The organism is Cylindrospermum sp. FACHB-282 (assembly GCF_014697195.1).
Lineage (GTDB): Bacteria > Cyanobacteriota > Cyanobacteriia > Cyanobacteriales > Nostocaceae > Cylindrospermum.
Genome location: NZ_JACJRJ010000009.1, coordinates 38,395 through 51,749, shown reverse-complemented (window position 1 = coordinate 51,749; position 13,355 = coordinate 38,395). Strand labels below are relative to the sequence as shown.

General features: G+C 42.6%; 8 protein-coding genes. 2 read left to right on the top strand and 6 right to left on the bottom strand.

The window, feature by feature from the left end; translation table 11 throughout:
- Positions 1-128: 128 nt before the first annotated feature.
- Together H6G32_RS06675 and hetI are read left to right on the top strand one after the other, a co-directional pair.
- Complete coding sequence (locus H6G32_RS06675) at positions 129-1,217, top strand: YheT family hydrolase (protein WP_190456374.1); 1,089 nt, start codon at positions 129-131, stop codon at positions 1,215-1,217.
- Between the two features lie 60 nt (positions 1,218-1,277).
- On the top strand, positions 1,278-1,994 hold the full coding sequence (gene hetI / locus H6G32_RS06670) for a 4'-phosphopantetheinyl transferase HetI (RefSeq protein ID WP_190456372.1): 717 nt from the start codon (positions 1,278-1,280) through the stop codon (positions 1,992-1,994).
- 1 nt (position 1,995) lies between these two features.
- Here the strand turns inward: hetI and H6G32_RS06665 are convergent, their stop codons facing one another.
- The 6 genes from H6G32_RS06665 to H6G32_RS06640 form a co-directional block, all read right to left on the bottom strand.
- Positions 1,996-2,799, bottom strand: coding sequence for an SDR family NAD(P)-dependent oxidoreductase (locus H6G32_RS06665; RefSeq protein WP_190456370.1), 804 nt, complete (start codon positions 2,797-2,799; stop codon positions 1,996-1,998).
- A 300-nt stretch (positions 2,800-3,099) separates the two neighbouring features.
- On the bottom strand, positions 3,100-4,611 hold the full coding sequence (locus H6G32_RS06660) for a thioester reductase domain-containing protein (protein ID WP_190456368.1): 1,512 nt from the start codon (positions 4,609-4,611) through the stop codon (positions 3,100-3,102).
- Positions 4,612-4,622: 11 nt separating this feature from the next.
- Entirely contained in the window at positions 4,623-6,281 is a 1,659-nt protein-coding gene (locus H6G32_RS06655) for a PfaD family polyunsaturated fatty acid/polyketide biosynthesis protein (RefSeq protein WP_190456366.1), read from the bottom strand.
- Positions 6,282-6,393: 112 nt separating this feature from the next.
- The gene (locus H6G32_RS06650; protein WP_190456364.1) at positions 6,394-9,741 is read right to left on the bottom strand and encodes a PfaB family protein; all 3,348 of its coding nucleotides are present in this window, start codon (positions 9,739-9,741) and stop codon (positions 6,394-6,396) included.
- Positions 9,741-11,099, bottom strand: a complete 1,359-nt coding sequence (locus tag H6G32_RS06645; protein ID WP_190456362.1) for a polyketide synthase — start codon at positions 11,097-11,099, stop codon at positions 9,741-9,743. Before H6G32_RS06645 ends, H6G32_RS06650 begins: the two co-directional genes overlap by 1 nt.
- 368 nt (positions 11,100-11,467) lie before the next feature.
- Positions 11,468-13,195 carry an SDR family NAD(P)-dependent oxidoreductase gene (locus H6G32_RS06640; protein WP_190456360.1) on the bottom strand — a complete coding sequence of 576 codons (1,728 nt, stop codon included), beginning with the start codon at positions 13,193-13,195 and terminating at the stop codon, positions 11,468-11,470.
- Between the last annotated feature and the right edge of the window lie 160 nt (positions 13,196-13,355).

Genomic DNA, 13,355 nt, shown 5'->3' with positions numbered 1-13,355 from the left:
AGGATAATTAAGAACCTTTGATAGATACAAAGATTGCTGTCCTGATTATAAAAAAGATTTTAAATCTTACATAAATATTAAGATTAAAGAATCGTCAAATCAAGACCAAATCACTCGAAATTCCATCTATGAAGCATTATCCAGCCTATAAACCGCCGCAGTTGCTGCAAAACGGTGTAGCTCTGACTGTGTACACTGCTTTGTGGGGAGAACGTAATTGGGAGAATACCACTCTACATCCAGAGCCGCCTTACCACAAAATGATCTTTATGGGTGGGCAAGGTGTGCCAATTTTTGGTTGGGTGGCCATACCGGAAAATGCTCACAGCACAATTGTGGGTACTTATGGCATTACAGGGGATTTAGATGAAGGTTGGTCTTTGCGACTGCTGGGACGGAAAGCTTATGCTCAAGGATACGCCGTGGTGTTATTTGATTGGCGTGCCCACGGCAAAACCGCCGAGTTGTCGCCGACTTTGACCTCCGATGGCTTGTATGAGGGGGAAGATTTTGTGCATATTGCAGCGGCGGCGGCAAATATGGGATGTCCGAAGAAATTTTGGTTTACAGGGTTTTCATTGGGGGGGCAATTGGCGCTTTGGGGGCTGAAAATTGCGGCGGATTTGATGAGGGGAAATGAGTATTTAGGGCTAAAAGACAGTGACATTGCGGGTGGGGCGGTAATTTGTCCGAGTTTGGATTCTTTGCGATCGCTCACTTATTTAGTCAAACAACCGATTGGCAAATACTTTGAAGCCGGGATTGCCAAAGATTTGAAAAAACTCGCCTGGAAAATACATAATGCTCATCCTGGTAGCCTTGACCCAGAAGCGATTTCACGGGCAAACAGCATTTGGGGATTTGATGAACAACTGGTAATTAAGCGCTTGGGTTTTTCCACTGTGGAAGCATATTATGAAGCCAGTAGTGCTTTACAACTGTTACCCAAACTTTCTAAACCGACCTTAATTGTCTATGCTGCCGATGACCCATTTTTTCATCCAGCGATTGTACCCGAATTGGAAGCTGGCTGTGCTAGCAACCCGGTAATTGATTTGTTACTTACCCGTCATGGGGGACACCTGGGCTATTTGAGTAGCAAACAATGCCAGCGGCAAGCCCAAGACCCTGATCCTTGGTGGGCATGGAATCGCGTGTTACAGTGGCTGGGGGAAAAACGGCAAGAAAAGATAGAGAGCATTTCACTGGTTAGATAATTTATCTTCCAGTTCATCAAACATCCTGACCATCCCTCCTGCTTAAATTTTGAATTGCTTGTGACTGATTCTAATTATCCCTGGCTGCCCGCACCCACAGATTTAACTTTATCGCCCAAGGATGTGCATATCTGGAAAATAGACCTTGATCAACCAGAAGCACAACTACAATCTTTAGCCGCAACCCTCTCCAGCGATGAAATAGCGAGGGCTGAACGGTTTTATTTTCAAGAGCATCGGCAGCGGTTTATCGCTGGACGTGGTAGCCTCAGAGCTATATTAGGGCGCTATTTGGGTATCGAGCCGGCAAAAGTGCAGTTTGATTATCAACCCCGTGGCAAGCCGATGTTAGGGGAGATATTTGCTGATAGCGGACTGTTTTTTAACTTGTCTCACTCTGAGGGGTTGGGTTTGTGTGGGGTGAGTTGCGGCCAAATTGGTGTAGATATAGAATACATCCGCCCTGTTTCTGACCTGGAAAGCCTGGCCAAGCGGTTCTTTTTACCAAGAGAATATGATGTAGTGCGCTCATTAACTGCAAAAGAGCAACCAGAGGTGTTTTTCCGGTACTGGACTTGCAAGGAAGCCTATTTAAAAGCAACTGGAGACGGACTAGCTCAACTAGAGGAAATTGAGGTGTCCCTGACTCCCACAGAACCAGCTAAGTTGCTGATATCTCAAGACTGGAGTCTTAAGGAATTAGTGCCTGATAGCAATTATCGAGCTGCTGTGGTTGTTGCGGGTGATGGTTGGTGTTTCCAGTACTGGCATTATTGATTTATTTATCTTCCTGCATAGTTCTCACAATTCTTGTCACCAGCTTTCTGGGTACAAACCTGACACATTTGGCAAGTAGCCGATTTAGCAAACCAGGAATGACAACCGTTTTACCCTTCATTAGAGCCTGATAACCAATCTGAGCTACTGTTTGGGCATCCATCATCTTCTTACCCTTGAGCAACTTAGAGTCTGCCATCCCTGTTCTTTCGTGAAAAGCAGATGTAGTTGAACCTGGACAAAGAACTGTCACACTGACACCAGTACCTTCTAATTCATTGGCGATCGCTTCTGAAAAATATAAGATATAAGCCTTAGTAGCAAAATAAACTGCCATCAAAGGGCCTGGTTGAAAAGCCGCCGCCGAAGAAACATTTAATATTTTGCCCTTGCCTTGCTTGACCATTTCCTTCAAAAATAACTTGGTTAAATGGGTGAGACAAACCAAATTCACCTGAATCATTTCCAATTCGATAGGTAGGTCTGTTTCATTAAATAACCCATAAGTACCAAATCCAGCATTATTCACTAGCACATCAACCTTAATACCTGCTTGCTGCAACTCTGTGAATATTTCTTGAGGAGATGTTGATACGGATAGATCCTTGACAATAACTCTAACAGAAATTTCCAATTCTTGTTGAAACTGCACCGCCATCTCTGAGAGTTTTAACCCGTTTCTATCTACTAATACAAGATTGTAATCATCATGGGCAAAAATACAGGCTAATTCGTAGCCGATTCCACTAGCTGCCCCAGTAATCAGAGCAGTTTGTTTACACTGAATTTGTTCTGTTGTTTTCATATCAGCAATTTGGTGAAGTCAACTTGATGAAGCTGCCCTGGATATGAGCGTGGTTTTCAGTTGCCTACAATCAAGTAACTGTCATATTTGAACCACCAGAAATGTCTGAAGTCGTTCCCCTTGCAAATGCTTAAAAAAGCTCGTAGTCAGGACTTCAGTCCTTAAAATAATTTAACTGAGCGATAAATCGCTCACTACAAACAAAATTTTAATCCTGCATCTAATTGTAGTTAATCCTGAATAAAGAATGAAGAAAATATTTACTCATCATTTTTCTTCATTCTTACTCAGAAAATACTATTATAACTGAGCCATATTCAAGAAACCAGTTTGAACCAAGTAGGAGGTGTAAGTGATCAACAATTGAGAGTCAATCGGTGGACAGACAATAGAACTGCCTGCGAGTGCATTTAGGGTATATTGGCAGCTAATATGAGGTCTTCTAGCTTGCAAATACAAATCAGGAATAGTCAGTTGCTCATCAGACCAACGCTCTAGCAAAAAAGGTCGCAGGGTGTATAAAGGATTGTCCACAGAAGAGACATCATTAATTAACTTGTCTTGCCATTGTTGATAGGGAATCATCTCAATTGAAAAACCAAAAGAGCGAATCCAGTCAATTAAAGCTTTCAAAGGAACAGGTTGGGGATGTTGTAAATTAAAAGCCTTACCAATAGATGATTTTTGCTGGGATAGATAAACAACCGCTTTGCTAACATAGTCTACAGGAGACATATCTAACATATAGTCTACATCAGGAAATGCTCCCATTTGTAAACAGCCTTTGACCATCAAATTGATAAAATCATGTGTGTTACAAATACCTGTTTTGCTATCTCCTGAAATTAAAGGTGGTCTATGGATGGTGACAGGAAGTCCTCGGTCACGAGCTACCTTAACTAACTTTTCTGCTACCCATTTAGTCTGAGAATAACCAAGAAAAATACCTTCCCAGTGATTGAAGTCATCCTGTTCTTGAACAAGCTTACCAGCATAAGCAGGTGATTCAAAAACAGCGACACTAGAAACGTAATGTACAGGTTTAACTTTGACACGACAAGCCAAGCGCAAAACTTCTTGAGTTCCCAAAACATTGGCTGCTTTAAGTGCCGAGTAGGGAAAAACATAATTCAGCAAAGCAGCGCTGTGGTAGATAGTATCAATATTTGCCGCAAGTACTTGAAACTGTTCAGCGCCAATTCCCAACAATGGCTGAGACAAATCACCAACAATCGGGATAATTCTGGAATTAAACTGCTCATCCCAAAGTGCATAAGCTTCCAGGTTTTTTTGCAGTTTAATCTTGCCTTCTGCGGCATTATCAGCACGCACTAAGCAATAGATATTCGCCTGAGTTTTTTGTAATAATTCCTGGATAATAAAAGCGCCTAAATAGCCTGTTCCTCCAGTTAAAAATATCTGCTTAGGTTCATCTACAGCCACATAAGAGGCAATATCAGGTTGGATAGTAGAATCAAGAATAACTTCCGCACCCAAATCTAAGATAGGGGTAGCAGTCTTGACAGGAGAGAGGGTATCTTGAACCTGAGAATTGGCTGGTAATTCTTCCGCTAAACGCTGGGAAAGAGCTTCAATATTTGGGTAATGCCATAGGAGAAGCGGAGATGGTTGAAATCCCAGCAATTTCTCCAACTTACTCACCAAAATCATTGCCTGGGCTGAATCTAAACCGTAGTTTTCTAAATGTTCTTTAACATCTATTTCATCTGTAGAAACCCCGATTAATTCAGCCAGGTTAGCCACTAACCATGATTGAATATCTTCGGCAGTATAAGACTGTTTAAAACTCATTTTTACATCTCCTATTTAGCACAAAATGGTTGAAATTGACTATAATGATCAGATATTTGCAGCCCTTGAATTTTCAAACTTTGCATACGGTATAAATACGCTGCTCCCGTCATAATTTGGTCGGCAACGTCAACTACACGACGATTATTTGGTTCAGACAAGTAGGAACCCCGAACCCAGTCGTTGAAACTACCCATTGCCGGGCCACACCAAATTTGATAATCGGCTTCTCGTCCTTTTTCTCCAGCAAGAGACCAACGGGAAGACAATCCTAAATACCAGCGGAAAATCACAGCCATTTTCAGTTTGGGATTATTGACTGCCTTGCCCAATTTCTCAGGATTTCTTTGAGATAAATAAGCGGCACTGCCTTCCCATACTTCGGCAATAGTTTTGCGAAAAACTTGTTTTTCTAACTTCTCTCTTTCTGCTAGAGGAATTTCTTCAATTGAGTCATAGCTGCGGTAGAGTTCAAATAGTTTTTGCGCGCGCATTGGGAACATTGTGCCGCGTTTGAGGACTTGCAGCTTAACGCCCATTTCAAACATATCTGCCGCTGGAGCCATCATCATATCGGCCATTTCGGCTTGAGCTAGTAACTTCTTGGTGTGTTCTGAGCTTCCAGCTTCAATGCAAGACTGATTGATTGAGCCTGTCATCACATAAGCTGCCCCCATCATCAAGGCAGCTAAGGCTGATTGTGGCGTACCAATTCCACCAGCAGCACCTACTCTAATGGGTTTTGCGTAATGATATTGTGCTTGAATTTCATCCCGCAAGCTAATGATAGAAGGTAACAAACAAACTAAGGGACGATTATCTGTATGACCACCAGAATCAGCTTCTACGGTAATATCATCAGCCATGGGAACTTTGGTGGCGAGAGTTGCTTGTAACTCACTAATTAGTCCTTGCTCAACAAGTTCTTTGAGAATTCTTGCTGGTGCTGGCTGCAAAAATTTAGTGGCAACTTCTCGGCGAGAAATTTTGGCAATGACTTTATTTTTAATTTCAATTTGATTAGCAGCATTCAAACTTAGCCCAGCTGCCCGGTAATAGACAATGTTAGCGGTTAAGTCTAGGAATGCAGAAGCTTCTACTGTTCTCACCTCATATTTGAGGTATAAATCTACTGCGCGGCGTTCAATTGCCGGTTCACTAGGACTGTGAATTAAATTGAAAGCATAAGGGCCGTGAGGTAAAGCTTGTTGAATGCGGTTAATGGCTGATTCTAAACGATCTGGACTTAAACCGCCTGCACCAAAAGAGCTTAATATTTTCTCTTTTCCGAGTGCAATTACCATTTCTTCAGAAGCAATACCGCCAGCCATTGCCCCAGTTATGTAGGCATATTTGACTCCATGAAAGGCGAGAAAATTTGGATCGCCTAACTGTTGAATGCGGAGTGGGGGAACAGACAATAGTAGTTCTACTTGGGCGGCATTGTTATCGGCAGGGGATAAATACCCATCATTAGTAACACCGATTTTTTCGGCGACTTTAACAATGTAACAAGATTTATCCAATGCCAGCAATTTATCTTTGATGGCGTTTTGCTCAAAAGATATGCAATCTAATGAACCTTTCCATACTTGGGTTTGATTGTAAAAACAGGGGAAAAAATCAAGACCATTATTATGTTTGCTGCGTACCGTATCTACGGTTGTCACGGAAGTTATCCCTCAAGTTATTAAATAGGAGGCAAGGAGGCGGGAGCCTCTGAGAATGCATTCCCAGTCAGAGACTGGGAACGAGTAAAAACTAGGGAAAGTTTGGGTTAAATCAGGATTTTTCGTTGAGCAAATTTTGGGCGCAAGCTAATTGCAATTGAATGATTTCGCTCATTTGCTGACTGAAATCCTGTCTAGCTTGTAAAAAACTAGTGTGTGCTTGAGCCAATTTTGAATTGTTAGCATTCAGCTTTTGATACTGAGATGTATTTAAATCCGGCATGGTAATTGTATTACCAGGTTCCTGAGCGAGAGCGGGTTGAGGACTTAGGGGTGTCATGGCAGTTAACTCTGAAGATTGTAATTGCTCTCTCGGTTCAAAACCGTTACCCATGATAGTTTTCATTACAACTTTTTCTAGCTGGGGATTGGATGGTGGTATGGGGCGAGAATTAATTGCACTAAGGCTAATTTCGCTGTGAGCCTTGAGGGAATTAATAATTTTAGATTCTCGGTATTTAGCTATGCTTTGATGGTGTTGTTGCCTCTGCTCACTGAGGAAAAGTTGTCGGTTTTCTTCACTTAAGATAGAAGTAGTAATTGAGTTGCCGCCCAAGGTGATTTTCCTGAGTGTTAATTTAGTTTGGTTGGCAGTATCTGGTGAAGGAGAATACAGTGGTGATAAATCCAAAGACACTCGATGGCTGAGGAGTTTTGCTAGTGCTTTGACAAGAGAAGTATGGTCATCCATACCTCGGCGATTTAGAGATACGGTGATGTGTTCTTTGTGGGCGAGTATTTTATCAATCCATCGAGAACAAACACCACCAGCGCCAGCTTCGATAAAGATTTTGGCACCATCATCGTAGATGCGGTTAACTAGTTGGGGAAAGTCTAGTTGTTGGCACAGTCCTTTGGCAATATTGTGGGCAACTGCATCGCTATCTAGGGCCACTGGTTGATAATCAGCGGCGGAGTAAAATACAATACCGGGGACTTCTTGGGTTGGTAAGGTGTTTACCTTTTTGATTTCGCCATATTGCGATCGCATCGCCTCAGCATGAATTGCATGGTCAAAGGGAGCCGCAAAGGCATTACAGCCAAGGGTTTTAATCACTCTCTGACAAGCTGCGTCATCCCCAGCAATTAATACTTCTTCTAGTGTATTAATCTGAGTTAAATAGACATGATTTTCTTGTTTAATACATTCTCTCACCTGGGCAGGTGTGGCCATGAGAACATAGGTATTCCAGAAACTCTTGTCTTCTGAGTCTGTAGAATTCGGTAATCCCCAATACTCACGCACAGCATTTTTCGGGCCAGATAACTTGTCTCCAAATAGGGGAGATGAGTTTAAGGTGTTACTTCCACCCTCAAAATCACTCCAAACCCCTTGAGCCACCATCATGCTAGTTTCACCCAAGCTATAGCCAAAAACAAATTGGGGCTTAACTTGAAAATCATCACGGAAAATCGCCGTCATGTATCTAGCAAAGGCGATTTCACTCTCAAACATGGCCAGGGAATCATCCAACAATCGTTTTTCGAGAGTTTCTAGTTGCCTGGTAGATAATTTCGGCAAGCTTCTGGGGTAAACTAGTTTCTCAACATCGGCAGCGCGGTTGTAGAGATTGTTGCTTTTCAAGTCCTCAAAGACTTTGGGGAATAAGCGGAAGACGCTGCGACCGATGCCGACATAGGAATTTACAGCCGCTGGATACACATAAGCAGTGGCCCCTTCTTTACCCAATGGTTTAGCGGTAAAGTAACTACCAAGGGGTGTTTGCCAATCTGTACCTTTCTCAAAGGCATCATTTACGCCTTTGTGAGCAGATTCGATTTGTTTGAGTATTTCTTTTTTGTTTCGTCCGGTGATGGCTAGGACATACTTGGCTTGAGAATGCTGCTGATAGGTAGCATAAGTTTGGCTAGCGCTATTGGATAAAGAGGAACTATTTTCAATAGTTTGTTGGAGATTGTTCAGTACCTCTAAGATAGTTGTGCTGCACTCACCTGCCAAGGGAAACAGATAAAAGGGCATTTGCTGCAAATACTTGCTGCTGCGTTCTTCTTGGCTGGGTTCTTCCGACAAAATTAAATGAGCATAAGTGCCATCACAACCCAGGCTATTAATTGCCGCTACTCGGTTAACACCATCTTTCACAAACCAAGGTCTTGACTCTGTAGCGACGTAGAAAGGGCTACCCTCCCACACTTGGGGTGTTTTTACACCTGACCAGTTGGGGGTGGCGGGAATGTATCTGTAATGGATACAGAGGGCAGTTTTGATTAAACTAGCAATTCCTGAAGCCACGTAAGTATGGCCAATATTCGCTTTGACGCTACCAATCGCACAATGCAAACCATTGCCCACGGGGGGATAAGCTTGCAGTAATCCGGTGATTTCTGCTTCGTCTTCTTGAGGGATTCCACTGCCGCAAACCTCCACATAGTTGACATCTGTGGGTTGAATGCCTGCCATTTCAAAAGCTTGATTGCAGACTTGGTTGACAGTTGCTGCATCGGCAGCTACAGAATGAGCTTGTCCGATGTTAACGGCATCAATAACTGCATAGATACGCTCGCTATTTTCTAAAGCAGTTTCCTGACGCTTAAGAACAACAGCACCGGCACCTTCCCCAACCATCCAGCCGTTAGCTTTTTGGTCAAAACTCAAGGTATTGACACCAGTGTTAATTGCCCCCCATTGATTTCGCAGCAACACATTTTCTACACCACCAGCTAAATCGACGGCACCAACGACAACTGCATCTACTTCTCCAGTCGTCAGCAACATTTGTGCCAATTCTAAAGCCTTGAAAGTGGCTGTTTCCACAGCGCTGATGGTGAAAGAAGGCCCGGTGAAATTCCACATAGCCGAAATCCGACCCGCCATAATGTTGGCGATATAGCTGAGATATTCACCGGTCTCTACTTGCTGGTGCAGACTGTCTTTAACAATGGTTTCCAGTTGAGCAATTTTATCTCCAGGTAAGGCAATTTCCGCTGCGTTCAAACCGTCTTTAATCTGCCAAGATAAATTCCAGCGTTGTTGTAACTGGTGGACAGAAAATTCGGTTTCAGCAACGATAATTACAGCTACATTGCCCCCTTCAGACATTTTCGCATCTTTCAAAGCGCGATCGGCAACCTTTAGCAGTAGCAACTGTTGAGAATTCAGCTTTTCAATTTCATTTGGGGGGATTTTGTAAGCCAAAGTATCGACTTCAAAATCTGTAATGTATGCCCCCAAAGGTGCTTTCCCCTCTGGCAAACCATACTCTTTCAGTAGGTTTTCTTGCTCATCTATGCCATGCCATCTTTTTGGAGGTAGGGGAATGAAATGCTGTTTTCCGTCGTAGATACTGCGTTCAAAGGCATCTAAACCATTACATTCACCAAAAATCGCATCCATGCCGACAATTGCCAGTTTCCCGTTGCTTCCTTGTTCAAGACTCATTAGATTACTTCCCCTTGTTCCAAAATTAGATGAGAGTTCGTTCCACCAAAACCAAAAGCACTTAAAGCCGCGTGTTTAGTTGCCCCTTTGCTGGGCCATTGCGTGGTAGTTCTCACAATGTTTTGGGCGGAAATCACACTATTTTCAGAACCGAGAGGTTCAGTAACATTAATAGTCGCGGGAATCACGCCATGAGACATACTCAAAACTGTCTTTGTCAAGCTCACCATACCAGCAGCAACGAGCAAATGACCGACATTACTTTTGGCAGAACCGACCAAAGGTGCTGCTTGGTGTTGACCAAAAAAGCTATCAATGGAGTTTAATTCGGTGGTATCTCCCAGAGAAGTGCCAGTTGCGTGACACTCCATATAGTCAATTGCTTGGGGGCTAAGTTTGGCTTCAGTGTAAGCTCGTTCAAAGGCTAGAGTTTGTCCCTTAGAATTGGGGCTGAGTATGTGTTTGCCCTTGCCATCATTAGAGAGTCCATTGCCGCAAATAGTAGCAAGAATGCGATCGCCATCTCTCACAGCATCACTATAGCGCTTTAGCATCACCATCCCAATGCCTTCGGATGTAATTAGTCCTTTAGATGACTTATCTAATGGGTGACTAATGCCATTTTCGGGATATCCTTGAACCCCAGAAAATAACATCCTTAAAAACAGCGGATCTGTGCAACTAATAGCACCAGCTAACATGACATCAGCTTTCCGTGACCAGAGATAATGAGATGCCATCTTAATCGCATAAAATGATGAAGAACAAGCAGCATCTATACAGAAATGAATCCCCGAAAGATAAAATGCTTGAGCAACAATAGCTGCTGGCAAGCCGGAAATCATGGCATTACATGGAGAGGCTTTAGTGGTTGGTAAAGCAGGTAAATGGAAATCTGGCTCCTGTAAAAGTTCGCTGATCGCGGGTTCAATTGTTTGCTGATAAATTGGGGCAAACAATTGATTAGAAGACTTGGTGGGAAAGGAGAGATTTCCTAAAACTACACCACATTTAGCGAGTACAGCTTGATTTCCCAAATAACCACTTTGTTGAATTGCTTGTTTAGCAGCATAAAGTGACCATTTAAAGGTGTTATCTAAGCTTTGGAGAAATTCTGTAGGTAAGTTGTAGTCGCTGGCATCAAACTTAAAGTCGCGGACGAATCCTCCTTTTTTAAAATAGATTTTTTCGGGTTTTCCTTTTTGGGAATCGTAAAAAACTGCGGGGTCTACTCCAATTTCGGCGACGGTTACGGATGATGTTGAATCTTTTTCGTCGGTCAGATTCTGCCAAAATTCTTCTGGGTTGTTAGCGTCTGGGAAGAGGCATGATAACCCAATGATGGCGATTTTTTCCACTGTTGAAATCCTCGTTGGGGCGAACTTTTTAGGATTTACGCAGTTCCCCAAAACGGCAAGGATTTAACGATTTACGCTAATTGCCTTTGATGCAGAGGTGTGTTGACTTGGGCGGTGATGTTTTGTGGAAAATACTTTTTAAACGAACCGCAAAGGGCGCAAAGATCGCAAAGGGAAGAAAGAAAAGAAGGAAGAAGAGATTTTTTTGGAGAGGTTAGTTTGAGCAATAGCAAATAGCTTGCCGTAGACAGAACTCAACCTACTAGCTTCCTCTTTCCTCCCTCCTTCTTCCCTCTTCCTTCGCGTACTTTGCGTACTTTGCGGTTCGTTCCTCTAAAGTCTTTTCCACAATTATTCAGAGATTATTTTTACTTGAGTAGTTTCATTGGCCAAATTACTGCTTTTGCACCTAATATCTGTGAGTATATCTCACCTGTGCGGCTGTGGAGTATGAAGTTGGCGTTGACGCCAGTATCTGTTTTGCTGATGATTTCACAGGATACATAAAAAGGTTCGTTGCATGGTGTGGGTGCAAATTGTTCGGAGTGTGTTAATTGCCCTGGTAAACAAACTTCTTGATGGAAATGGCTTAACCACAGCCATAAGGATTGGGTGCTGATGTCGTTGGTATAAGGGTTGTGCCAGTTAACAGGAAATTGTCCCTGTTGTTGAAGGCTGATTTCTTCCCAAAAGCATTCGGCTGTGAGTTTGGTAGGGCTGACATTTAAGACTCTGGTAATTTTCTGAAATGCTGGCCCATGAAATAATGATGAATCTCCATTTTGATAAAAGTCTTTACCTGTGGTGGTAATGATGTTATCTTCTGTGAGATCCACTGATTGGTAAATGGGAATAGGTGGTTTTTTTCTGACTAGTTTGATGAAGGATGAGAAGTGATACTGGGTTTTACCTTTGGGATTGATGCTGAAGATTTTGGTCTGAAATTCGATGGTTTCGCCATCGATTTTTGTCACTTCTTGAATGTCTATAATGTATTCGTCGGCAAGATTTTCATTGAAGGTAATACCTTTTAAAACTTTGAAATCTTGACAACGTAAATAACTATAGCCTGGATACAGTCCTTCACAGGCGTTGATCATCCAAGACATGGCGCAGGTTGCTGGTAATACTGGTGAACCTGCTATTGTATGATCGTGCAAAAAGGGGTTTTCTGCTAATATCATCCGTCGTCGGATGCGATAGCTTCGCAGTTGGGAATCTAGGGGTGCAGGTGGTAGGGTAATTGGATGTCCAATGACTACTTGTGCTGTGTCATGATATGCGGGATGCAGTTCGTTAACTAACATTTGAGCGCCAACTTCTACAGGAATAATCTCAATTCCCCTTTCTGCAAAAGCTTTTTTGAGTTCTGGTGTTACCATGCCACTATCCCAACCGCCCCAATTAATTGCGACTACATGGGACTGGGGATGGTATTGTTTGATTAGTTGGGCTGATTTGTTGAGGATTTCATTAGCGATCGCATAATCAGTTTGTCCAATATTCCCATAAAACCCTGTAACTGACGAAAATAGCACTAAATGCTGTAGTTGCTCTAGGTTTACGCAATTCAGCAAATTCTCTAATCCCTGAACTTTGGCGGTGTAAACTTTCTCAAAGTCCTGTTCTGTCTTCTTTTCAATTAATTTATCAGCTAAGTTTCCCGCACCATGAATAATCCCTGTAATTTCCCCTAAGCGTTGCACAGCAGCATTTAGTTTCTCCTGTACAGCCGACTTATCGGTAATATCAACGCTAATATATTCGGCTTTTCCCCCTGCTGCGGTAATTGCTGCTAGAGTTATTTTAATTTCGCGGCTAGATGTAATCTGATTAAATACTTTTTGCACACTGTTGGGTGTGGGTTTCTCACCTTGGGAAATCAGATGCTCCATGATGCGTTTTTTTAAGGCGGCATCTTCAAAACAATCACGAGCAAATTCTGGCTCTGTTTCTAATAGCTCTGAACGACCAAGAAGAATAAATTTGCTCTTTTGATGCTGTGCTAATTTAATTGTACATTGGGCTGTAATCCCTTTAGCACCACCACTGACAACAAAAACAGATGATGGATAATCGCGGACTGTTTGTGTCATAAATCCTCTAAAATACCTGGACAAACTAGCTTTTTTATTAGTTATTAGTCAGTTGCTTAATTGGAGCTCCTCCCTTGGAAAGGGGGCTATTTTCTCCTATTTCTCTTGTGGCATGGGCATCTTGCCCTACAGGGGTTGAGATTAGGGCAGGCAAGATGCC

What these genes read in the sequence shown, in the direction of transcription:
- H6G32_RS06675 (WP_190456374.1), top strand. Translation starts at nt 129, where the DNA reads ATGAAGCATTATCCAGCCTATAAACCGCCGCAGTTGCTGCAAAACGGT.
- H6G32_RS06665 (WP_190456370.1), bottom strand. Translation starts at nt 2,799, where the DNA reads ATGAAAACAACAGAACAAATTCAGTGTAAACAAACTGCTCTGATTACT.
- H6G32_RS06660 (WP_190456368.1), bottom strand. Translation starts at nt 4,611, where the DNA reads ATGAGTTTTAAACAGTCTTATACTGCCGAAGATATTCAATCATGGTTA.
- H6G32_RS06650 (WP_190456364.1), bottom strand. Translation starts at nt 9,741, where the DNA reads ATGAGTCTTGAACAAGGAAGCAACGGGAAACTGGCAATTGTCGGCATG.
- H6G32_RS06640 (WP_190456360.1), bottom strand. Translation starts at nt 13,195, where the DNA reads ATGACACAAACAGTCCGCGATTATCCATCATCTGTTTTTGTTGTCAGT.